The sequence below is a fragment of the Bdellovibrio sp. MYbb2 genome (assembly GCF_056175685.1).
This window is the reverse complement of sequence record NZ_JBJKJI010000001.1, coordinates 602,039-623,218: the sequence shown is the minus strand read 5'-3', so window position 1 is coordinate 623,218 and position 21,180 is coordinate 602,039. Positions and strand designations below refer to the sequence as shown.

Annotated in this window: 21 protein-coding genes; 19 read left to right on the top strand and 2 right to left on the bottom strand. The window is 50.3% G+C overall.

What is annotated here, in order from left to right:
- Position 1: 1 nt before the first annotated feature.
- The 11 genes from AC04MQ_RS03060 to AC04MQ_RS03010 all read left to right on the top strand — a co-directional run bounded on the left by AC04MQ_RS03060 (position 2) and on the right by AC04MQ_RS03010 (position 10,343).
- Complete coding sequence (locus AC04MQ_RS03060) at positions 2-2,389, top strand: DNA translocase FtsK (RefSeq protein ID WP_475391034.1); 2,388 nt, start codon at positions 2-4, stop codon at positions 2,387-2,389.
- 72 nt (positions 2,390-2,461) lie between these two features.
- Positions 2,462-3,034: a hypothetical protein gene (locus tag AC04MQ_RS03055; protein WP_475391032.1), complete on the top strand. Its 573-nt coding sequence runs from the start codon at positions 2,462-2,464 to the stop codon at positions 3,032-3,034.
- Between the two features lie 18 nt (positions 3,035-3,052).
- Positions 3,053-3,904, top strand: a complete 852-nt coding sequence (locus tag AC04MQ_RS03050) for a tetratricopeptide repeat protein (RefSeq protein WP_475391030.1) — start codon at positions 3,053-3,055, stop codon at positions 3,902-3,904.
- The gene (locus AC04MQ_RS03045) at positions 3,888-4,103 is read left to right on the top strand and encodes a lipoprotein (RefSeq protein ID WP_015089250.1); all 216 of its coding nucleotides are present in this window, start codon (positions 3,888-3,890) and stop codon (positions 4,101-4,103) included. Before AC04MQ_RS03050 ends, AC04MQ_RS03045 begins: the two co-directional genes overlap by 17 nt.
- Entirely contained in the window at positions 4,100-4,957 is an 858-nt protein-coding gene (gene dapF / locus AC04MQ_RS03040) for a diaminopimelate epimerase (RefSeq protein WP_015089251.1), read from the top strand. Before AC04MQ_RS03045 ends, dapF begins: the two co-directional genes overlap by 4 nt.
- Positions 4,954-5,835 carry a 4-hydroxy-tetrahydrodipicolinate synthase gene (gene dapA, locus AC04MQ_RS03035; RefSeq protein WP_475391028.1) on the top strand — a complete coding sequence of 294 codons (882 nt, stop codon included), beginning with the start codon at positions 4,954-4,956 and terminating at the stop codon, positions 5,833-5,835. The genes dapF and dapA overlap by 4 nt, the downstream gene beginning before the upstream one ends.
- A complete protein-coding gene (locus AC04MQ_RS03030) occupies positions 5,832-6,518 on the top strand; it encodes a 4-hydroxy-tetrahydrodipicolinate reductase (protein WP_475391026.1) in 687 nt (228 codons plus the stop codon). The genes dapA and AC04MQ_RS03030 overlap by 4 nt, the downstream gene beginning before the upstream one ends.
- On the top strand, positions 6,515-7,024 hold the full coding sequence (locus AC04MQ_RS03025; RefSeq protein ID WP_015089254.1) for a hypothetical protein: 510 nt from the start codon (positions 6,515-6,517) through the stop codon (positions 7,022-7,024). The genes AC04MQ_RS03030 and AC04MQ_RS03025 overlap by 4 nt, the downstream gene beginning before the upstream one ends.
- A gap of 61 nt (positions 7,025-7,085) precedes the next feature.
- Entirely contained in the window at positions 7,086-7,733 is a 648-nt protein-coding gene (fsa, locus tag AC04MQ_RS03020) for a fructose-6-phosphate aldolase (RefSeq protein ID WP_011162672.1), read from the top strand.
- 2 nt (positions 7,734-7,735) lie between these two features.
- A complete protein-coding gene (locus AC04MQ_RS03015) occupies positions 7,736-8,176 on the top strand; it encodes a hypothetical protein (protein ID WP_475391024.1) in 441 nt (146 codons plus the stop codon).
- A 133-nt stretch (positions 8,177-8,309) separates the two neighbouring features.
- The gene (locus AC04MQ_RS03010) at positions 8,310-10,343 is read left to right on the top strand and encodes a hypothetical protein (protein WP_475391022.1); all 2,034 of its coding nucleotides are present in this window, start codon (positions 8,310-8,312) and stop codon (positions 10,341-10,343) included.
- Here AC04MQ_RS03010 and murD read toward each other — a convergent pair.
- The gene (murD, locus tag AC04MQ_RS03005) at positions 10,327-11,679 is read right to left on the bottom strand and encodes a UDP-N-acetylmuramoyl-L-alanine--D-glutamate ligase (protein WP_475391020.1); all 1,353 of its coding nucleotides are present in this window, start codon (positions 11,677-11,679) and stop codon (positions 10,327-10,329) included. The two genes, AC04MQ_RS03010 and murD, sit on opposite strands and share 17 nt — an antisense overlap.
- Before the next feature lie 20 nt (positions 11,680-11,699).
- Between murD and AC04MQ_RS03000 the strand changes: the two genes are divergently transcribed.
- From AC04MQ_RS03000 to AC04MQ_RS02990, 3 genes are all read left to right on the top strand, one after another.
- Positions 11,700-13,121, top strand: coding sequence for a metallophosphoesterase (locus AC04MQ_RS03000; protein WP_015089258.1), 1,422 nt, complete (start codon positions 11,700-11,702; stop codon positions 13,119-13,121).
- A gap of 93 nt (positions 13,122-13,214) precedes the next feature.
- Positions 13,215-13,409, top strand: coding sequence for a histone-like protein (locus AC04MQ_RS02995; protein WP_011162677.1), 195 nt, complete (start codon positions 13,215-13,217; stop codon positions 13,407-13,409).
- A 106-nt stretch (positions 13,410-13,515) separates the two neighbouring features.
- Positions 13,516-14,436 (top strand): M12 family metallopeptidase, encoded by a 921-nt coding sequence (locus tag AC04MQ_RS02990; RefSeq protein WP_475391017.1) that lies wholly within the window; start codon positions 13,516-13,518, stop codon positions 14,434-14,436.
- On the opposite strand, the gene ligA is transcribed toward AC04MQ_RS02990, so the two are convergent.
- Positions 14,433-16,433 carry an NAD-dependent DNA ligase LigA gene (ligA, locus tag AC04MQ_RS02985; protein ID WP_475391015.1) on the bottom strand — a complete coding sequence of 667 codons (2,001 nt, stop codon included), beginning with the start codon at positions 16,431-16,433 and terminating at the stop codon, positions 14,433-14,435. The two genes, AC04MQ_RS02990 and ligA, sit on opposite strands and share 4 nt — an antisense overlap.
- A 115-nt stretch (positions 16,434-16,548) precedes the next feature.
- Here ligA and gatC point away from each other — a divergent pair, with 115 nt between their 5' ends.
- From gatC to AC04MQ_RS02960, 5 genes are read left to right on the top strand one after another with little or no spacing between them, the layout of a single operon-like run.
- Positions 16,549-16,830, top strand: a complete 282-nt coding sequence (gene gatC, locus AC04MQ_RS02980; protein WP_015089261.1) for an Asp-tRNA(Asn)/Glu-tRNA(Gln) amidotransferase subunit GatC — start codon at positions 16,549-16,551, stop codon at positions 16,828-16,830.
- 10 nt (positions 16,831-16,840) lie between these two features.
- Positions 16,841-18,313 (top strand): Asp-tRNA(Asn)/Glu-tRNA(Gln) amidotransferase subunit GatA, encoded by a 1,473-nt coding sequence (gene gatA, locus AC04MQ_RS02975; RefSeq protein ID WP_041576728.1) that lies wholly within the window; start codon positions 16,841-16,843, stop codon positions 18,311-18,313.
- Positions 18,303-19,736, top strand: coding sequence for an Asp-tRNA(Asn)/Glu-tRNA(Gln) amidotransferase subunit GatB (gene gatB, locus AC04MQ_RS02970; protein ID WP_475391013.1), 1,434 nt, complete (start codon positions 18,303-18,305; stop codon positions 19,734-19,736). Before gatA ends, gatB begins: the two co-directional genes overlap by 11 nt.
- 15 nt (positions 19,737-19,751) lie before the next feature.
- The gene (locus AC04MQ_RS02965; RefSeq protein ID WP_475391011.1) at positions 19,752-20,666 is read left to right on the top strand and encodes a Ppx/GppA phosphatase family protein; all 915 of its coding nucleotides are present in this window, start codon (positions 19,752-19,754) and stop codon (positions 20,664-20,666) included.
- Positions 20,667-20,673: 7 nt separating this feature from the next.
- On the top strand, positions 20,674-21,099 hold the full coding sequence (locus tag AC04MQ_RS02960) for a DUF192 domain-containing protein (RefSeq protein ID WP_475391009.1): 426 nt from the start codon (positions 20,674-20,676) through the stop codon (positions 21,097-21,099).
- The last annotated feature ends 81 nt before the right edge of the window (positions 21,100-21,180 follow it).

The following is a 21,180-nucleotide window of genomic DNA, read 5'->3' as shown; positions in this document are numbered from 1 at the left end:
AATGAACCAATTCCTTAAAAAGTTTCGACAGGACGTCATTTCAATAGGCTTTTTAGGCTTGGGGCTTTTCCTCGCCCTGGCCCTGGTTAGCTATAACCCTATGGACCCTTCCCTGAATTCAATGGGACAGGGCCTAAGATCCACAAATTACTGCGGAATTGTCGGAAGCTTCCTGGCGGATATGCTTTATCAGGCGATGGGCCTTGCGGCCTGGGTGGTGGTGGCGTGTTTTGCCAAAATCGCCTATGCAAGCTTTAAGGGTGAATCCCTGAACCTTAAAAACATTCGTTTTGTCTGGGCTTTGCTGCTGATCGTGAATGTGGCGGCTTTGTTCAGTCTGTATTTGCCCAACACCAAGATCTTCCAGGGGCAGATCTATCTGGGGGGCCTGTTGGGTTTGGGCGTGTCCCAGGCGCTGATGCAGGCGTTTAACTCCGTGGGTGTGCAGGTTATTTTGTGGTCTTTGATGGCCGTACTGGTGGTGTTCTATTCTGAACGCACACTGCAGGAACTGGCAGAGATTCCTCAAGGTCTTTTCGCTGACATGAAAAAGAAAAAGTTCACCGACAAAATTGCGGCGTTCTTTTCCGGCATGTTCGTGAAGGAAGAAAAAACCAGGAAATCCAAGAAAGAGGAAAAAGCCAAAGCGGCGATCTTCCCTCTTTCCGATAAAAAATTCGTAGAAAAAGCATCTGAAGAAGAGGAAGAGGACGAGGAGCTGGAAGAGCTGCTGGCCGCTGCCGAAGAAGAGGCTGAAGAGGACGTCGAAGAAGACGAGGAAGAATCCGACGAAGAAGAAGAAGTTCCGGCAGTTCGTCTGGCGCAAAAACGCAAAGTCGTGATGAAGGCCAAACCTCCGCGTCGTATTGAAAACTGGGACATGCCGAAACTGGCGTTGCTGGAAGATCCTCCAGCATCCCGTATCAAGATCGACAAGGCCGAGATTCAGCGCAAAGCCGATTCACTGGTTGAGAAACTTAAAAACTTCTCTATCGAAGGCAGCATCCAGGACGCAAAGCCCGGCCCGCTGGTCACGATGTATGAATTTAAACCCAATGCCGATGTGAAGATTTCAAAAATCTCGGAACTTGAAGACGACCTGTCTTTGGCACTGTCCTCTGAATCCGTGCGTGTGGTGGGTCACATCCCGGGTACGGATGTTGTGGGTATTGAAACGGCGAACCTGAAGCGTGAAACGGTTTATTACAAAGACCTGATCGCCGAAGACACCTTCTGGAGTGAAGACCTGGCATTGCCGATGGCCGTGGGCCGTGCGGTGGATGGTGAACCGAAAGTTGTGGATCTTAGAAAGATGCCGCACTTGCTGATCGCGGGTACGACGGGTTCTGGTAAGTCCGTGTTCGTGGGGTCGATCATCACAGGTTTGTTGTTCAGACATTCACCGAAAACGCTGCGCTTGGTATTGATTGACCCGAAGATGGTCGACTTGGCACCGTTCTCGACAGTTCCGCATCTGGTGCTTCCACACGTGACCGAGCCGAAGAAGGCTGCGACGGCACTGAAGTGGGCCGTGCGCGAAATGGAAAAACGTTATAAGTCGTTGTCCAAGTTCGGGGTGGGCAAGATTGAAGCCTTCAACGAAAAGACCGGCAATCTTTCCAAGGCCGACGTGGAAGAGCATGAAAAGATCAATCAGGATCTGGAAGAAGGCAAAGCGAAGCTTGATCAGTACTATTATCAGCCGCTGCCTTACATCGTGATCGTGGTGGATGAATTGGCCGACTTGATGATCGTTGAAAAACAAAACATCGAAGAGCCGATTCAGCGTCTGACGCAAAAAGCCCGTGCCTGCGGAATCCATTTGATTCTGGCGACACAGTCTCCGCGCAAAGACGTTGTGACTGGTTTGATCAAAACGAATATTCCGGGCCGTGTGGCCTTGAAAGTGGCGTCCAAGATGGATTCCCGTATCATCATCGATGACTCGGGCGCAGAACGCCTGCTGCCGAATGGGGATATGCTGTTCCAGGCTCCGGGTGTGGGGAAACCAACTCGTCACCACGGTCCTTATTTGTCAGATGCCGAAATCGGCAATGTCGTGAAACACTGGGCATCGCAGGCAGAGCCTGAGTACGATCCACTGGCGATGAAAGCGCTGGATGGATTTGCCGGTGGTGATGGCGGCGAAGCTGGTGGTGGCGACGGCGGCGGCTTTGGTGAAGAAGAGTATGATGAAAGATACGACGAGATTCTGTCTTGGGCTTCGGAGCAGAAAGAAATCTCTGCGTCTTTAATTCAGCGCAAATTCAGACTCGGTTATCCGCGTGCAGCCCGCATGATTGAGATCTTCGAAAAAGAAGGTGTTGTGGGTCCAGCTAATGGCAGCAAGCCGCGTCAAGTTCTTGTGAGTAGTTACAGAGAACAATAAATAGAGCCTTGACTGCACCACCCTTGGTCGTGGTCTCATTAGGAGACCATATAACCATTCAAGGAGGAATTTATGTTCAAGGCTTTTATTGCGGCCCTAGGTTTGGCGTTCTCTGTTAATGCAGTTGCAGCACCATCTATCACGGAAGTAGTAGTTCAGGCTCAAATGCCTGGTATTTTGGAACAGGCTCAAACAACTGGTTTGGACTGGAAAGTTGGCGACAGAGCTGACTACAGCATCGACATGGGCTTCATCAAAGGTTCCATGATCACGTCTGTAGCTTCTATCGGCGCTGATGGCATCTGGATGAATCAGGATATGGATCTTGGTTTTGCTGGTAAGCAAAAAATGGAAATGCTGATCGATCCAAACACTGGCGAAACTAAAAAATTGCTGGTGAACGGTAAAGAACAACAAATCCCTAAACAAGACATCGAAGTTATCGAAGTTAAAGAAGCGCGCATCACAGTTCCTGCTGGAACTTTCGATTGCATCCACGCTCGCCTTAAAAACAAAGAAGACAACTCTGAAATCAACGCATGGATCAATCCACAGTTGGTTCCAATGTCCGGTTTGTTGAAACAAGTTGCTCCAAGCCAATTCGGCCAAGTGACTGTTGCTTTGAAATCATTCCAGAAGAAATAATTCATGAGAATGACAGTGATGAGAGCCGCCTTAACAGCGGCTCTTTCCTTTTTTGCCCTGCCCGCTTTTTCTCAGACCAAACTTCCAAAGTCTGAGACCTACAAAGATATTATCGAAAAAGCCTACAATTTGAGTCTGCAGCGTGATCGCACCCAGGCGCTCAATATTCTTTCCAGCGCGATTCAAAGAGAAACCCGCCCCCAGGCGGTGGCTGAACTTAAAAAAACCGTCAGCGAAGTTTCCAACATCTTTTTCAGCGACAAGTCCCAGCAGCTTTATGAAACCGGCGTGTCTTTGCGCAAGGCCGATGTGAATCAGGCTTTGGACAAAGTTTCGGAAGCCGCGCGCATTGAGCCAGACAATTTCCCGATCGTGATTGAAATGGCGAGACTTATGATCGCCAAGGGCGACTGCAAGGCGGGCTTGGAAACTGTAAAAAAGCAGCTTCTGGTGGTGCCTTTTGATGAAGATCTGAAACTGACCCAGGCCCAGGCTTTGGCGTGTCAGACCAAGTGGCCGGAATACCAGAAAGTCTATGACACGGTGGCTGTGAAGAAGTCTCCGCTGCAGAAATACTGGTACGCCCTGGAGGTTCAAAAGTTTCTGGATCTTAACAATCCGCTAAAAACTCAGGAAACCCTGGGTCTTTTGAAGAAAGCGGACGAAAAATATCCTGAATCCTTCTATTGGCAGTGGAAAGTGGCTCATTCTCAGAAAAGGATGAACACTGAGCAGGCTCAGAAATACGTGATGACCTGCAAAAACATTTCTGCGAACCAGTACAGACAGTATATGATAGACCCCATGCTTTGCCGCCGCGTTTTGGAAGTCGAAGGCGAGCTTAAGGGGATGAATGGAACCACTGAATAAAATCCTTCTGTTTGCAGTATTGGCCCTGGCTGTCTCCGCGTGCGGAGTCAAGGGCCGTCCCCTGCCACCACTGAACCCGGCGCCGCTGGGCCGTGGTGAGCCGACCTTCAAGGATGCCAACCAAGCACCGAATCCAAAAAAGAAAACCATCAAAAAAAATCAGGATGACGACACCGCCGCCGAGACGGAGGAGCGATGAACCGACTGCTACCGCTTTCCATCACCAAGATGTCCGGAGCGGGAAATACATTTTCACTGATTGATGCCCGCAAAGGATCGGTGTGGGCGGATCTGGAAAAAACCCTGGGCATGACTCGCCCGCAGTTTGCCAAACTGGTGTGTGACCGCGTTCTGGGTCTGAGCACCGATGGTTTCTTGCTGATTGAAGATGGCAGCGAAGGTTTTGATTTTCACTGGGATTTTTATAACAACGACGGCTCCACCGCGGAAATGTGCGGCAATGCTGCCAGATGTGCGGCCCGTTTTTGCTATGACACTTTAGATGCCAAAGGCACGGGCATCCTGCGCTTTAAAACCGGCGCGGGCCTTGTGGTGGCGCAGATTCTGGGTAACAGCCGCATCCGCGTAAAAATGCCGGAGGCGCGCTTCATCCAGGAGTTGATTGAACTTAAAACCAAATCCAGTTCGACGGAAAAATTCGCCCTGGTAAACACCGGTGTTCCGCATCTGGTGCAAAAGATCCATGCGTTTTCAGACACCGTGGCTTTAAAAGACATGGCCCGCGAAGCCAGATCCCATCACGATCTGCAACCCGCAGGTGCCAACGTCACTTTCTTTGCCGAGGAAACAGCCGGGAAAATCAGAGCCGTGACTTTCGAGCGCGGGGTCGAGGATTACACTCTGGCCTGTGGCACGGGCGCTGTGGCGGCGGCTTTGGTTCACAGCAATGAAAGCAAAGATACCAGCGTGGAAGTGCAAATGCCCGGTGGATCAATGCAAGTGACGTTCATCAGTGGTGATCCCCACCCGCTGATGGAAGGTGATGCGGTTTTTGTCGGGGACTTTAAATACAATCTTGAGGTGGTAGGATGAAAAATTTCAAAGGCACGTTCACCGCACTGGTAACGCCATTTAAAAACGGAAGAATTGATTACGCTTCTTTGGATAAGCTTTTAAAACAACAGCTGACTGGCGGCGTGGATGGTTTTGTCGTGAACGGTACGACAGGTGAAAGCCCGGTGCTGACTTCTTCTGAAAAAGCCGAGCTGTTCAGGCACATCCGCAATATTTGCGGTGACAAAGTTGTTCTGATCATGGGAACCGGGTCCAACAACACGGCCCAAACGATTGAAGATTCCCGCAAAGCTGAAGAAATGGGTGCGGATGCCATCCTGGTCGTAGTTCCTTACTACAACAAACCACCACAGCGTGGACTTTATGAACACTTTAAAGCCGTGGCGTCTTCGGTGAAGATTCCAACGATTCTTTACAATGTCCCGGGCCGCACGATCACATCCCTTGAAAGCGGCACCATCCGTGATCTTTCCAAGGTCACGGGCGTGGTCGGCATCAAAGAAGCCACGGGCAAAATTGATCTGGCCAGTGAAATCATCAAAGCCTGCGGCAGTGAATTTGTGATGCTGTCCGGGGATGATGGCACGTATGTGGAATTCCTGGGCGCTGGCGGTCACGGGGTGATCTCGGTGGCGTCACATGTGATTCCCGCACAAATGGTTCAGTGGAAAAAATGGGTGTCTGAAGGCGCCCTTGAAAAAGCCCGCGCGGATATCGCGAAATACAACGACATGATCAATCTGCTTTTCGTTGAAGCCAATCCGATCCCGGTGAAAAAGGCTTTGCAGTTGATGGGCATTTTGGATTCTGCAGAACTGCGTTTGCCACTGGTTGAGCTGGGTTCTGAAAACACCGCAAAACTTCAGGCCGAAATGAAAAAAGTGGGTGTGCTGTGAAGAAAATCAAAATCGGCCTGATGGGTTCGGCCGGTCGCATGGGTCAAGAGATCGCCGGGGTGATTAAAGCCAATCCCCGCTGCGAACTGGTGTATGCTCCACTGCGCGCGGAAAAATGGGATTCCAAGAAAGCCAATCAGGTGGATGTGTGGATTGATTTCACTTCACCAGAAGCTTTGAAGGATGTTTTGAAAAAAGCCAGCGAAACCAAAACACCGGTGGTGTGCGGAACGACGGGCTTTTCCAAAAAAGAAAAAGAGCTGCTTAAAACCTACAGCAAAAAAATCCCGGTTTTGTGGTCTTCCAACATGAGCCTGGGTGTGGCCGTACTGAACGAAGCGCTGAAATCCTTTTCCGCGGTTTCGCACTTTGATTTCCAGATTGAGGAAATCCATCACAACCGCAAGAAAGACAGACCTTCCGGAACTGCGATCACCCTGCAGGAAAATCTGGAAAAAGCTGTGGATAAGAAACTTCCTGAAGCTTTGGCCATCCGCGGAGGCGGCGTGTTTGGTGTGCACAAGATCTTTGCCATGAGTGATGAAGAGGTTCTGACCTTTGAACACACGGCTTTGAACCGCACGGTCTTTGCAAAAGGTTCTGTCCAGGCGGCCGAGTGGCTGGTGAAACAAAAGCCCGGTCTTTATCAGATCCGCGATGTTCTTTTCGGAAAAAACAAATGAGTCCTGTGCGGCATTCGGCATTGATATATCTGACGCTGGATCTGGTCGGCGGCACGGAGAAGGCCAAAGCACTTTTGGCTAAATTGTCAGAGTGTGGAGACATTGTGGCGATTTCTTCGGTGTACAAACGTTACCTGACTCCGGAGCGTCTGGATTTGAGTGCCCGCATGGAATTTGTGATCCGCTTTGAAACCATGATGTCTGTGGATCAGTGTCTGCACGTGGTTCTTTCCGGCTGCGCGGAAGGGGCGCCGGGTTTGCTTCAGCGCAGCCATGCTGAACTGACCCTTTTGACTTTCGATGACATGATTCTGATGTCACCGCGTTTGACGCTTCCCTATCCGCAACTGCACCAGGATCCGCTTATTATTCGCTGTGCCGCAGAGGCCTGGGGGCAATATGAGCATCCCATCTATCAAAAGAGCTTAAGCGAAATTGCGCGCTCCGCCCTTCCTGCCAAGCAGGCCGAGTTCCATATTCAGGGTAAAAGCCTGGTTGATTTTTAATCCTGGAAAACGTACAAATTGAGGGTATCCAAAAATCACGTTTCCAGACTCGGGAGTTCCCATGAAGTTTTTCATTGATACAGCAGAAATTGAAGAAATCAGACAAGCCAATCTTCGTGGTTGGGTTGACGGTGTTACTACAAATCCTTCTTTGATCGCAAAAAGCGGCAAGGACTTCCACACTGTGATCAAAGAGATCTGCAAAGAGATCACGGGTCCAGTATCTGCCGAAGTGATCAGCCTTCAGCACGAAGAAATGGTTCGTGAAGGTAAAGAGCTGGCGAAACTGGCTTCCAACGTTGTGGTGAAAATCCCGATGTGTGAAGACGGCATGATCGCTGTAAAAAAATTGAAATCTGAAGGCATCAAGACCAACGTCACACTGGTGTTTTCTCCGATGCAGGCATTGCTTGCCGCCAAAGCGGGCGCGACGATGGTTTCCCCGTTCGTGGGTCGTCTTGACGACATTGGTGTTGAAGGCATGCAGATGGTTGATCAGGTTATTCAAATGTACCGCAACTATGACTTCGAGACTGAAGTATTGGTAGCCAGCGTAAGAAGCCCGATGCATATCCAACTTGCAGCTGAAATGGGCGCGGACATCGCGACTATTCCGTTCAAAGTCATGCAATCCATGACTCACCATCCGTTAACTGACAAAGGTATCAAGATGTTCATGGATGACTGGAACAAGGCTCAGAAGAAATAACGATGAAGACCTTCGTCTGGGTATTCCTTTTTGCATCGACGCTTTTTTTTGCTGGTTGTCGCACTGGTGGGGTGATCTTGCGTGAAACCCCACTGAACTTGAGTGAGACCCGACGCGCGATTGTGGCTGTGATTGGTGAACCCAAATCCATCAGCCAGAACGGGCGCGAGATGACGTCTCAGTACTACGACAAAAAAGGCAAGAATATCGACAAGATGGATATGGCCAGAGAACGTTTCTACACCCATGTCACTGTTTTAGGCGACCGTCGCCCTTACGATGTTCAGGTCCAGGTTCTGGTCGAAGGTCGTAATGAAGACGGCGGTTTCGACCTGCTTGACCGCGACGACGACAAAGCCGCACCCATCGCGGAAAAGATCCGCCAGTCCCTTAACCAAAGTCGCGACAGTCGCAACGTGATTGACGACTTCCGTTCCTTCTAAATACGATTAAGGCTAGTCAGAAATGACTATTCTTCAAATGAGGTGACTGTTGCAAGGAATGCGACTGAAGCGGTTCATTTTACCGCTCCTGGTATTAGCTGGAAGCTTATACTGGTCAAGCCCCACGGGTGGCTTGAAGTTCATTCCTATTTACGAAGCGCTCACCATCAAAGCTCAGAAAAATTCTCCACCACATATCGCCTTTGAAGAGCTGCTTGAATCTGAGAGGCAACTTGCAGAGTGGTCAAGAATTGAAAAAGTAAAACCATTGAATCTTGCCGCAGAAAAATCCACCGCACCGCTGTTTGCGAAGCGTGTGGAGATTTCTGAAATGGTGATTCAAAAAACTCCGGAAAGATTTATCGCGGAAGCGCCAACCACAACGACGGTGGATGCCGATCCGACGGCATGGATGAATGACCTTTCCCCGGCTCAGGCCAAGCGCCTGCAAGCCGCTCAAAGCCGCAGCGAAGTTATTGGTCAGGACTGGAGCCAGCCAACGTGGTCTGACATGGCCAAAGAGGTTTTGGAAAAATCAGGCGTGTTGACTGAAGCAACAGCATCTTCCAATCCGCGTGTGTACGTGGCGGGCGTGGATGCATCCGGCAAAGCCAGCACCAAAATCCCTCAAGCTGAAGTGCGTATCCCGGATCGCAACAACCAGCCATCTGATGACGGCATGAATCCTTCCTATGGTCTGGCGGAAGAACAAAGACCTGCAGGCATACGCACGATCTCGGGTCCTTTGGAAATCACCGGGGGTCTTGCGGTCACCAATGAACATCATATTGAGATCCGTCGCAGTGACGAAGGTGTCTTAAAAGAACTGGGCAAGGTCAATCTTGTTCAGGGTCAGTATAATATAGATGTTGAAGACGTGACCGGATCCATCATTGCCCGTCTGGTGGATAAAGAGGGTAAAACCCTGGGTGAAGGCAGCTTCCGCTTAAACCGTGTGGCTTCGATTGCGCAAAACCGGCTGCAAGGACCGAAGATTCGCATCGAACCACATCCTGACTTTGGCGGTATTGTCACCAGTGCTTACAATCCAAAACCGGATGATGCGGCTCCAGCGAAGACTTTGGTGACCTTTGTGAAAGGTGCCAAAGAAGTCGCTCCGAAAAAAGACGGTGCGGTGGCGATGGACAATGTGACCAAGGGATCCACGACCGTGATGCGGGCGGCAGCGCCTTCACACATGCAGACGGCTTCCATTGTGGTTTCAGGTCAGGAATTCAAGACGCCTTTATATCCAGCCTCGATGATTCAGGCTTTGCAGGACATTTTAAGCCAGCAAAGACAGATGTCCTTTGAGGGTGCGCCAACCATCATCTGGGGTAAAGTCAGTCTGGATGGCAAAACGCTTTCCGGAATTGATGTGGTTGTTGAGTCAGATCAAAGCCTTGTGCCGGTTTACTTTAATCAGTTCATGCTTCCGGATCCAAGTTTGAAAGCCACCGGGGACAACGGTCTGTTTGCCTTTGTGAATGCGGAGCCAGGCTTCCATTCCCTGCTGGCAACAAGAGCCGAAGCCATTGTGGGTTATCAGAACGTGGTGGTCGAAGAAGGTTCCGTGGCTCAAGGGGATATTCAGTCCACCATGAAAAACGAATCCGTTCCGCTGCGGGTGTATGATGCCTTTGCGGGTGACGTGGTTCCGGCCACCGTGACCATGCAAAGCCTGCAGAGTGAATTTGAAGTTCAGGGTGCCACCACGGTGACGTTGCCGAATCTGAAACGTTACGGTCTGATGCGCGTTCAGCCTGAGGGCACCGACTATGTGGCGGCGAGATATGTTTACAATGACAACGACGAATACGTGCATGCGCCGGTGGTTCGCTGGTCATGGTTAAGCGCCATCAAAGGTTATCTGAAGATTGATGATCTGCCGACGGCAGGTGTGATTGTGGGCTTTGTTCCGGATGAAAACTTTGAAGTATATCTGGCAGCGTATGATTCATTCAATCCACGCCAGATTGTGTACTTCGATATGCAGGGAAAAATCCTGCAAAACGGCAAAGGCATTGCGGGCGGAGGTTTCATTCTTTACAACGTGCCTGAAGACATTCACGAAGTTGTGGTGGTGGGCGAAAGAACGCAGAAGATCTATTCCCGCGTTCTGCCGGTGGATCCAAACACGCTGTCCGTGCTTAGTTTCCGAGAGTAAATTCCGAAACACATTTCTTGAAATAGTTCCCGCGATCTTCAAACGACTTGAATTCATCAAGACTGGTGCCGCCCGGGCTTAACAGCACGGTGTCGCCGGACTTTGCATTCCCCAAGGTGTCGCACATGGCTTCACCCAGGCGTGAAAAGGACTTTCCAGTCAGTGTGGATTTGGTCTGAGCCACTTCACGGCATTCGCCGAAGAAAACAAATTCAATGTCTTTCAGATTTCCCAGTGCTTTTAGATCCTGCCACGGAAGATTTTTATCGCGACCACCCAGCAGCAGCCACAGTTTTCCGGATTTTGAAAGAGTGTCGTGGGCGGCAGCCGCGGCGATCAACACGCTGTCCATCGCAGTGGCTTTGCTGTCGTTGATAAAACGAATGCCCTTATGGGTGCCAACACTTTCCAGGCGGTGCACCAGGCCCTTAAAGGCCTTCATGCCTTCGATCGCCGAGGCCGGCCATTTTGCAGAAAGTGCCAGGGCGCTGGCCAATGCCAGATTGTCCTGATTGTGCTGACCGATCAGTTGCGCTTTTTCAAGCTGCAAAGAAGTCAAAGCCTTGTCCGAGCGCGAGATGATCTTAACCTGTTCGGATTTACCATTCTTGTGGAAGTATTCAACCAGGTCACCACCCTCACGATTCAGCAGCAAAGCATCCTTGGTCAAAGACAGGATCTTCCATTTGGTGTCGTAATAGTGCTGAAGGTTGTCGTAGCGCTCCAGGTGATTGGATGTAAGGTACGTGATCGCGGAATAATCCAGGGAAAGACCTTCGCAGTTTTCCAGTTGATAGCTGGAAAGCTCCAGAATCACCCAGTCGGCGCGCGGGCGTTTGCCTTCAATCACATCGGCGGCATAGTCCGCAAACGGTGTGCCCAGATTTCCACCGACAAAGCCGGTTTTGGAAAAAGCCTCAAGGCCTGCACCCAAAATGGAAACCGTGGTGCTTTTCCCGACAGATCCGGTCACGCCGATCATTTTTTCGGTTTCCAGGGTCGCACAAGCCAGGGACAGTTCACTGGTGATTTGGACTCCGTTTTTTTTCGCGTCTTGAATCCAAACTGAAGCCAGGGGAACACCCGGAGACACGACCAGAGTGCCGGGTTTTTGATTTATCAGGACCTGTGGGTCACGAAACTGAGCCGATTCCAGTTTTCCATCGAAAGTCAGAATGGATTCGGGGGCATGACCTGCCAAAGTCAGCAGGCGTTTGGCGGCTTCACCGCTTTTACCCATGCCGACAATTGCAATTGGAGTCTTCAGGTTCTTGATAAATTCTTTCATCTGCACGATCATAGACTTGGGAGGCAGATTTGCCCACTTCTTTTTCAAGACCTTTTCCTGATTTTAAAATGGCGTCGCACACAGCGATCATCAGTGATTTGCATTTGTGTGAAGCTGAACCCGTGAACCTGCGCTTTCCGTTGTGGAAGAAATTCAAGACACGTCAGTTCTTCTTTGATGACACGTTTGAAGTGTTCTTGAAGAACTGTGAAGAAAAGGCACAAGGCGCCTCCGTTGAACTTGTTCTGAACGGTGACATTTTTGATTTTGACAGCGTTCTGCGCTTACCGGATGAGCCGGTCTTTAATGTCAGCGGTCTTGAAAAGCGCCGCGGGCTTTTCCCGATTGAAGAACGATCCCGTTTTAAAATTGAAGTGATTTTGAAGGACCATGCCGACTGGGTCCGTGCTCTGCGCGAGTTTGTACTTCGTGGCAACCGCGCGGTCTTTGTGATTGGCAATCATGATCTGGAACTGCACTTCACGGAAGTACAGGCCGAGATCTATCGTCATCTGAACCTGCCGGAAGACAAAAAACATCAGGTTCGTTTTGTTGAATGGTTCTATATCAGCAATCAGGACACGTTGATTGAACACGGCAATCAGTACGATCCGTATTGCATGTGTGAAGATCCGATCAATCCGTTTGTTCGTGGTTATAATTTTGTTTCATTGAAGCTGCCGTTTGGAAATCTGGCCTGTCGTTATCTGATGAATGGAATGGGTTTCTTCAACCCGCATGTGGACAGTAACTACATCATGAGTATTCCGCAGTACATTAAGTTCTTCGTGAAATACATGCTGCGTGCGCAGCCGGGACTGGTGCTGACGTGGTTCTGGGGTTCGGTGCTGACTTTGCTTCACTCGTTCTATGACCGACTGGCAGCGCCGATGAGAAATCCACTGAAGATCGAAGACCGCGTGTCGTTGATTGCGGAAAAAGCAAATGCCGAACCTCGCATGGTGCGTGAGCTGAAAGAGCTCTTTGTGGCGCCGGCGGCCAGCAATCCGTTTTTGCTGGCGCGCGAACTGTGGTTGGATCGTGCGTTTATTATCTTTGTGGCTTTCTATCTGATCTTCCAGTTGATGATCTTTGTGCGGGCCATCTATGAAATCTCGTTCTTCTGGGCATTCATTCCCCTGTTCTTGCTGCTGCCGTTTTTCCTATTTTACAGCAAGTCGGTGACGTCCCTCGTGTCTGGCTACAAAGAACCCGATGACCGGGTGATGGCCATGACCAGCGCAATCACCAAGGTGAATCGCATAGTTTACGGGCACACCCATCACACCCGTCATGAGATGATCGGGTCCGTCGAACACTTGAACAGTGGTTGCTGGTCGCCGGCCTTTTTGGATGTGGAATGCACCAAGCCGTTGGATCAAAAAACGTTCGTGTGGATATCGCCGGGTGAGGCCGGATCCCGTCAGGCAGAGCTTTTCAAGTTCGTTGACGGAAAGCCAGAGCTGTTAATGAACCCGGGTCGCTCTTAAATTAGTGCGCCGCAAGAAGATTTCATATTGTCATTCACAGGACCCTATGCAAACCTTTTAGCTGTTCGATTAACATGGATGGAGAGGTATATCATGGCAGAAGTACTTGTAGTAACAAGCAAAGTTAAAAAACTGATCAAAGAAAAAGGTCAAATGAACACATCTGCTGAGACTATTGACGTACTCAGTAAAGCCATTGAGCAACTGTGCTTGAAAGGCGTTGAATCTGCAAAAGCTGACGGTCGTAAAACCGTAATGGCTCGCGATATCGTTATCGACCACCTTTAATTCGGTCGAACGAAAATTCGTTCAGCATTGGTTCAATTTTAAAACCCACGGCCCTGAAACCGTGGGTTTTGCATTTTTTAGCACTGAAAATTCCCCCGGAGTTTGAATGATTAAAAAAGCCGTGCCCGTCCTTCTGGTTCTTGCTGTGGTCGTTGTCTATCAGCTGTGGCCGAAACCTTCCGAAAGTCCTGACATTCCTCAGTCGGCATCCTCTATTGAACACCAAGAGTCCGAAGATGTAGAAACAGCCTCCGACTCTGAGCCGGGTGCCGTGGCCTCGGTCTTTGAGATGAAGACCGTGCAAGCGGTCAGCGAAAGTGTTCCCTATGAAGAGCCTTCGTCACCTCATGATGAGGTTTCTGCCAAGAACGAAGTGACCTATGTGGTGGAAGACGGTGTGGCCGTTGTTAACGAAGACATCGTGATCGGGGTTCCCCGCAGCGCCAAAGTCCGCGGCAGTGTGGCTTTGGAAAGTGTTCAGTTATGGGAAGGCGGCGTGGTGCCTTTTCATATTCAGAATGATGTGCCCAACAAGTCAGAGATCATTCAGGCTATTGCCGCGTTTGTAGAAACCCCCATCAAGTTTGTTCCTTACACCAATCAGGAAGATGTTCTGGTGTTTGAAGCCGGATCAGGGTGTAAATCCTATCTGGGAAAAGTCGGCGGCAAGCAGCCCCTGTGGATTTCCGGGGGGTGCGGTGTGACCGAGATCACTCATGAGATCATGCACGCCCTGGGGTTTATCCATGAACAAAATCGCAGTGACCGGGACCGGTTTGTGGAAGTGATGTGGGATAATATTCAGGAAAAGTACAAACACAACTTTGAAATTTTCCCCGCATCGTTGATGGTGCTTAGCGGGGCTTCGGCATTTGATTATGAATCCGTCATGCTTTATCAGCCGACCGCGTTCAGTGAAAACGGCGGTGTTACCATGAAATCAAAAACAGAATCCCAACTTGCCCCGAGTGCCGCACTGAGCGCCGGTGACATCCAGCGCCTTACAAGCGTTTACGGCAGAAACTAAATCATGGCCTGAAGTTCTTCCCAAGAGATGATCTTTACGCCCAGGCCCTGGGCTTTTTCCACTTTCGATCCTGGATCATCACCCACAACCAGATAATTCAGCTTGGATGAAACCGAGCCCAGAATTTTCCCACCATTCTTTTCAATCAGGTCCTTGGCGTCATCACGCTTCACCGGCAATGTTCCGGTGATCAGGAAGCTCATGCCGGAAAGAGAACCCTCTTGTGCACGCACGGGGCCGGCGATGGTGACTCCAAGTTTTAGCATGGCGTGAACTTCGTCCACCAGCTTGGGATTTCCTGTCCAGTCGCGGATGGATTTGGCAACCTTGGCGCCGATTTCCGGCACCAGCAGCAGTTCTTCTTCGCTGGCCTCCAGGAACTTATCAATTGTCAGGAAGTGATCGGCCAGATGTTTTCCGGTCTGTTCACCCACAAAACGAATTCCAAGTGCAAAGATGAATCGCGCCAGTGTCGGGTTCTTGCTGTTTTCGATGGACTTGATGATATTGTCGGCGGATTTTTCACCCTGACGATCCAAAGAAAGAATCTGTTCTTTCGTCAGGCGATAGAAATCCGAAAAGCGGGTCAGCAGTTTGTTGTCGACCAGGGTTTCAATCAGACGATCGCCGACCTTGTCGATGTTCATCGCCCGTCTTGCCACAAAATGTTTCAGCGATTCTTTCACCACGGCGATACACAGTGGATTCACGCAACGGGTGACCACTTCGCCCTCGGCTTTCACCGCGATGGAATTACATGCCGGGCAGTTTTCAGGAATCGAATAAGGCAGACGATCCGCCGGACGCTTGTCAGGGTTTACAACTTCGACGACTTCGGGGATCACATCGCCTGCGCGCTGAATGATCACGGTGTCGCCAATACGGATGTCTTTGCGGGTGATTTCATCCTGGTTGTGCAAAGTGGCGTTTGTAACCGTGACCCCGCCCACTTTCACGGGCTTCATGATCGCCACTGGCGTCAGCGCGCCCGTGCGACCCACCTGAACCACGATGTCTTCCACGGTGGTCTGAGCCTGTTCCGGCTTGAACTTCGCGGCCGTGGCCCATCGCGGGCTTCTGGCCACCAGCCCCAGGTCATCTTGCAGTCGCAGCGAATTGACCTTGATCACCACACCGTCGATATCAAAAGGAAGTTTCGGGCGGACTTTTTCAATGTGGTGATAGTACTTCACGACCTCTTCAGGCCCCTTGGCCACCACCAGCAGTTCTTCTTTGTAGGGAAGTACCGTCGGGATGCCATGATCGCTGAAGTATTCCTGAATGTTCTTTTGAGTGTTGAAGCTTTCACCGTCCACCGCGCCCAAGGCATAACCAAAGAAACGCAACGGACGAGAAGCGGCAATGCGGGAATCCAGCTGGCGCACGGTTCCGGCGGCAGCATTGCGGGGATTGGCAAAAGTCTGCTGCCCGTTTTCTTGCTGGGTTTCATTCAGCTTTGCGAAGTCCTCTTTGAACATCAGAACTTCCCCGCGCACCTCCAGCAGTTCTGGCGGATTTTTATGAGACAGTTTCAGCGGGATGCTTTTGATGGTTTTAATATTGTGAGTGACGTCCTCACCCACCGTGCCGTCGCCGCGGGTGATGGCGCGAACAAACTGCCCTTTTTCATAGATCAGCTCCATGGACAGGCCATCAAATTTAAGCTCGCACAGATATTCCACCGGCTCTTCGGTGTTGAGGAATTTTTTAACACGTTCATCGAATTCGAAAATATCTTCGGGCGAATAGCTGTTTGCCAGTGAAAGCATCGGCAGGCGGTGCTGGGCTTTTGCGAAGCCTTCCAAAACAGTTCCGCCCACTCGCAGGGAAGGTGAATCGCTAAGATCCAGACCTTTGGTGCTTTTTTCAAGTTCCAGAAGTTCATTGAAGAGCTGATCGTATTCGTAATCTGTAATGGTGGGCTTATCCAGAACATGATAGTTGTGGTCGTGTTCAGAAATGATCTTTTTTAGCTCTTCGTGGCGTTTTTTGGACATAGAACAATTTGCACCTATCTCTGAGGTCCAGTCACCATCAAACGCATTGGGCAAAAGATGACTCCCAACGCAGTTTGTACTAGCTTAAATGTCGATAGACCGAGAGGAGCTTCCGGTGATTGACAAAAAGACGATCGAAGCGATTGCCAAACTTGCCCGCCTGCATGTGTCGGATGAAGAAGCCCAGGAATACAGCACCCAGCTGGCCAAGGCCCTGACTCACTTTGAGCAGATTTCAAAAATCAACACCGCCGGGATTGAACCTTTGGTGACGCCGACGGAGGTTGAATCCTATTGGCGTGAAGATGTCGTCAGTCAGGAATTCACTGCCGATGAAATGACCGGCAATGCGCCGGACCGCGCGGGCAACCTTTTCAAAGTTCCACCGGTTGTTTAGGAGGTTGATTGTGGATTTAACATTTGCCTCTATTTCTGAAATCGCCGACGCCGTCAAATCCCGAAAAGTCAGCGCCAAGGAAGTTGCACAGCACTTTCAAAAGCGCATTGATGCCTTAAATCCAAAGTTGAATGCGTTCACTTCATTGAATCTTCAGGCCGTTCAAGACGCCGATGCCCTGGATGCCCGCATCGCCAAGGGCGAGGACGTCGGTCTGTTGGCGGGCGTGCCCTTTGGTATTAAGGAAATGTTTTGCACCAAGGGTCTGACAACCACTGCCGGAAGCAAGATTCTGGAAAATTTTGTTCCGCCCTATGATGCCACCGCCGTGGCTCGTCTGAAAAAATCTGGCATTGTGGTGATGGGAAAACTGAACCAGGATGAATTTGCCATGGGTTCTTCCAATGAAACTTCTTTCCACGGTGTAGTGAAAAACCCGTGGGACCTGGAACGAGTGCCCGGAGGATCTTCCGGTGGCTCTGCCGCCGCCCAAGCTTCGCGTCTGGTGGCAGGAACGCTGGGGACAGACACCGGCGGATCGATTCGTCAGCCCGCAAGTTTCTGTGGCATTGTCGGCGTGAAACCCACTTACGGCCGTGTGAGCCGCTACGGCATCATCGCCTATGCGTCTTCGTTGGATCAGGCTGGCCCCATGGTCAGTTCCGTGAAGGATGCCGCTTTGACTCTGGAAGTGATTTCAGGATTTGACCCGCACGATTCCACCACCGCTCAGAAAAAAGTCCCGGCCTGGAGCCAGAGTCTGAAAGCCGATGTCAAAGGCATGAAGATCGGTCTGATGAAAGAATACATGACTGGTTCTTTGGATCCAGACGTGCAAAAGACTGTGGAAAACTCGGTGGATACATTGAAAAAACTGGGTGCCGAGATTGTTGAAGTCTCTGTTCCCATGACCGAATTTGCCGTGCCGGTGTATTACCTGGTGGCGGCCAGCGAAGCGTCATCGAATCTTTCCCGCTATGACGGCGTGAAGTACGGATACCGTGCCGAATTTAAAAATCTTTCGGCCGTGGATCTGGAAGAGTTCTACAGCCAGACGCGGGGCCAGGCCTTCGGTGCTGAAGTCAAACGTCGTATTATGCTGGGGACGTATTGTCTTTCCAGTGGTTACTATGACGCCTTTTACAACAAGGCCGGTCAGGTGCGCCGCCTGATTATGGAACAATACCTGGAAGCTTTCAAAAAATGTGATGTGATCCTAAGTCCGGTGACGACAGCGCCCGCCTTTAAGATTGGCGAACGGGTTTCTGATCCCCTGGCGATGTATTTGAATGACATCTTTACGACCTCGACAAACCTTGCCGGTCTTCCGGGAATGAGTGTTCCCTATGGGCAATCACAAAGCGGTCTTCCGATCGGCGTTCAGCTGACGGCGGGTCACTTTGAGGAACAAAAGATGCTGAATGTGGCTTACGCGCTGGAAGGCGCCTCTTTGGTGAAAGGAAAACATCCCCATGTCATCTAGAGGATATGAAGCCGTCATCGGTATTGAGATTCACGTGCAGCTTAGCACGAAAACCAAGATCTTCAGCTCGGAATCAACGGCCTTTGAAGCTGGTGACAATGAAAACACCTCGCCGGTCAGTGTGGGCATGCCCGGCAGCTTGCCGGTTTTAAACAGCAAGGTGGTTGAGTACTCGATTAAAACGGGTCTAGCCCTGGGATGTGACATTCGCCGCAAATCTGTTTTCGCGCGCAAGAACTATTTCTATCCGGATCTTCCCAAGGGTTATCAGATCTCTCAGTACGATCAGCCTATTTGTGAAAATGGATCGATCACCTTCAAGGTGGATGGAAAAGAAAAAACCGTTTCCATCACCCGCGCCCATATGGAAGAAGACGCCGGTAAATCCAATCATCACGGTGAATACACATTGATTAACTACAACCGCTCGGGCATTCCTTTGTTGGAGGTCGTGTCCGGCCCTGACATGCGCACACCGCAGGAAGCGGCGGAATACGCGCGCACCATTCGTCAGATCGTTCGCTATCTGGATGTCTGTGACGGGAATCTGGAAGAAGGATCACTGCGTTGTGATTGCAACGTCTCGGTTCGCAAAGAGGGTGCGACTCAGTTCGGCACCAAAGTTGAAATCAAGAATATCAACTCGTTCCGTTTTGTTGAAAAAGCCATCGAATATGAGATTGAGCGCCAGATTGATTGTGTCGAGCGTGGTGATAAGATTATTCAGGAAACCCGCCTGTGGGATCCGGATAAAAACCGCACGTTCTCCATGCGGGCCAAAGAAGATGCGCAGGACTATCGCTATTTCCCGGATCCGGATCTGCAGCCGGTGATTGTCACCGACAGCATTATTGAGAAATACAAAAAAGAACTGCCTGAGCTTCCGATTGCCCGCGCCAAACGTTTCCAGGATGAACACGCCTTGCCGGAACTGGATGCCACGGTGCTGACCACGGAAAAAGATCTGGCTGATTTCTATGAAGACACCGCCAAAGAATCCAGAAACTTCAAGGCGTCCTCGAACTGGATTATGACCGAGCTTTTGCGCGAACTGAATTCTGCCAATAAAAACATCAAGGATTCACCAATCAAACCGGCGCAGCTGGGCAAAATGATTGCGATGATCGACAAGGGCACAATTTCCGGTAAAATCGCAAAAACCATTTTCCAGGAAATGTGGGCCTCTGGAAATGATCCGGAAGTCATCATGAAGGACAAGGGCTTGGTGCAGATCTCGGATCCTGCCGCCATTGAAAAGCTGGTGGATGAAGTGCTGGCAGCCAACGCGCAGACTGTGGAAGATCACAAGTCCGGCAAAAAGAAGAACCTTTTTGGTTTCTTTGTCGGCGCAGTGATGAAAGCGTCCAGGGGTCAGGCCAATCCGGATCTTGTGAATAAGATTCTTTTAGAGAAATTGAAATAGAACAGGATATTTGAAATGAAAAAAGTTGCAGCACTTGATCTTGGAACCAACACCTTCCTGTGCCTGATTGCTTCAGGTGATAAGGATGGAATAAAAAAGGTGCACCGTGATCTGATGCAGGTGGTGCGTTTGGGTCAAGGAGTTGGGCAGACCGGTGAATTTCATCCGGATGCTTTAGCCAGAGCCCGTCAGTGTTTGACTGAATTCAAAAAAGAAATCGATTCTGAACACGTGGATCAGATTCTGGCGATGGCGACGTCAGCGGCGCGTGACGCTCGCAATGGTCAGGAGCTTTTTCGTATCGGTGAAGAACTGGGCATTCCTATTGAAATCATTCCGGGCGAAGATGAAGCAAGAATTACTTATTTGGGCGGTACCGCAGGTGGCACCAATCCCAATGTGACTTCCCTGGTGGTGGACGTCGGTGGTGGCTCCACTGAACTGATCGTTGGTAAAGGGGCTGACATCCTGTATGGCCACAGTCTTGATATCGGCGGAGTTCGTCTGACAGAAAAGTTCATCACGACTCAACCGGTGATTGAAAAAGACCGCAAGCCTTTGGAAGCATTCATTCAGGAACAACTGAAAGCAATTCTGCCTGAAATTCAAAAGCACAAGATTGATCAGATCGTGGCAGTGGCGGGAACGCCAACCGCCCTGGTGGCGATTGAGGTTGGTGGCTTTGATGAAAAGAAGGTTGATGGCTTCTTCCTGAAGAAGGACCGCCTGGCTCACTGGGTGGAGGAATTTGCCCGTACCACAGTCGAAGAAAAAAAGACCAAGTATCATCTGGGCGGCCGAGCGGATATTATTTTTGCTGGAGCTTCGATTCTGCTGGCAGTGGTGGAAGCTTTGAAATTAGAAGGTATGGTTGTTACGACCAAAGGGGTTCGTTATGGTGTTGCGCTGGAAATGTTCTACGCTCGCTAAGTTTGTCATGTTCGCAGGACTGTTCGTGGTCCTGCTTCCGCAGGCCTTTGCGGCCAGGGACTTTTCAAAAAAGAAAGTCACTTTGGGCTCCAAGACTTTTGTCGTGGAGATCGCTGAAACACCGGACCAGCACGAGCGTGGTCTGATGTTCCGCTCGCAGATGGGTGAAGATGAAGGAATGCTCTTTATATTTAAGAACGAGGAAACCCGGTTCTTCTGGATGAGGAATACATTAATAGATCTGTCCATCGGGTACTTCGACAAAAGTCTGACGTTGATTGATGTGAAGGAAATGAAGTCCGGCAAAGGTGTGCCGGACGCAGCCCTGCCGTCCTATGCCAGTGCACAACCTGCGAAATATGCGCTTGAAATGAACAAAGGTTGGTTCGATAAAAATAAAATAAAGATGGGTTCCAAACTCAAGATCCACTAGATCAAAAGTCCAGTGATTTTCTTAGTGTTTGCATGACTTCGATCTTGTGCTTAGATTGTTAATAACGCTTAACTGAAACAG

Coding starts and splice junctions, on each gene's coding strand:
- AC04MQ_RS03060 (WP_475391034.1), top strand. CDS start 2: ATGAACCAATTCCTTAAAAAGTTTCGACAGGACGTCATTTCAATAGGC.
- AC04MQ_RS03055 (WP_475391032.1), top strand. CDS start 2,462: ATGTTCAAGGCTTTTATTGCGGCCCTAGGTTTGGCGTTCTCTGTTAAT.
- AC04MQ_RS03050 (WP_475391030.1), top strand. CDS start 3,053: ATGAGAGCCGCCTTAACAGCGGCTCTTTCCTTTTTTGCCCTGCCCGCT.
- AC04MQ_RS03045 (WP_015089250.1), top strand. CDS start 3,888: ATGGAACCACTGAATAAAATCCTTCTGTTTGCAGTATTGGCCCTGGCT.
- dapF (WP_015089251.1), top strand. CDS start 4,100: ATGAACCGACTGCTACCGCTTTCCATCACCAAGATGTCCGGAGCGGGA.
- dapA (WP_475391028.1), top strand. CDS start 4,954: ATGAAAAATTTCAAAGGCACGTTCACCGCACTGGTAACGCCATTTAAA.
- AC04MQ_RS03025 (WP_015089254.1), top strand. CDS start 6,515: ATGAGTCCTGTGCGGCATTCGGCATTGATATATCTGACGCTGGATCTG.
- fsa (WP_011162672.1), top strand. CDS start 7,086: ATGAAGTTTTTCATTGATACAGCAGAAATTGAAGAAATCAGACAAGCC.
- AC04MQ_RS03015 (WP_475391024.1), top strand. CDS start 7,736: ATGAAGACCTTCGTCTGGGTATTCCTTTTTGCATCGACGCTTTTTTTT.
- AC04MQ_RS03000 (WP_015089258.1), top strand. CDS start 11,700: ATGGCGTCGCACACAGCGATCATCAGTGATTTGCATTTGTGTGAAGCT.
- AC04MQ_RS02995 (WP_011162677.1), top strand. CDS start 13,215: ATGGCAGAAGTACTTGTAGTAACAAGCAAAGTTAAAAAACTGATCAAA.
- AC04MQ_RS02990 (WP_475391017.1), top strand. CDS start 13,516: ATGATTAAAAAAGCCGTGCCCGTCCTTCTGGTTCTTGCTGTGGTCGTT.
- ligA (WP_475391015.1), bottom strand. CDS start 16,433: ATGTCCAAAAAACGCCACGAAGAGCTAAAAAAGATCATTTCTGAACAC.
- gatB (WP_475391013.1), top strand. CDS start 18,303: ATGTCATCTAGAGGATATGAAGCCGTCATCGGTATTGAGATTCACGTG.
- AC04MQ_RS02965 (WP_475391011.1), top strand. CDS start 19,752: ATGAAAAAAGTTGCAGCACTTGATCTTGGAACCAACACCTTCCTGTGC.
- AC04MQ_RS02960 (WP_475391009.1), top strand. CDS start 20,674: ATGTTCGCAGGACTGTTCGTGGTCCTGCTTCCGCAGGCCTTTGCGGCC.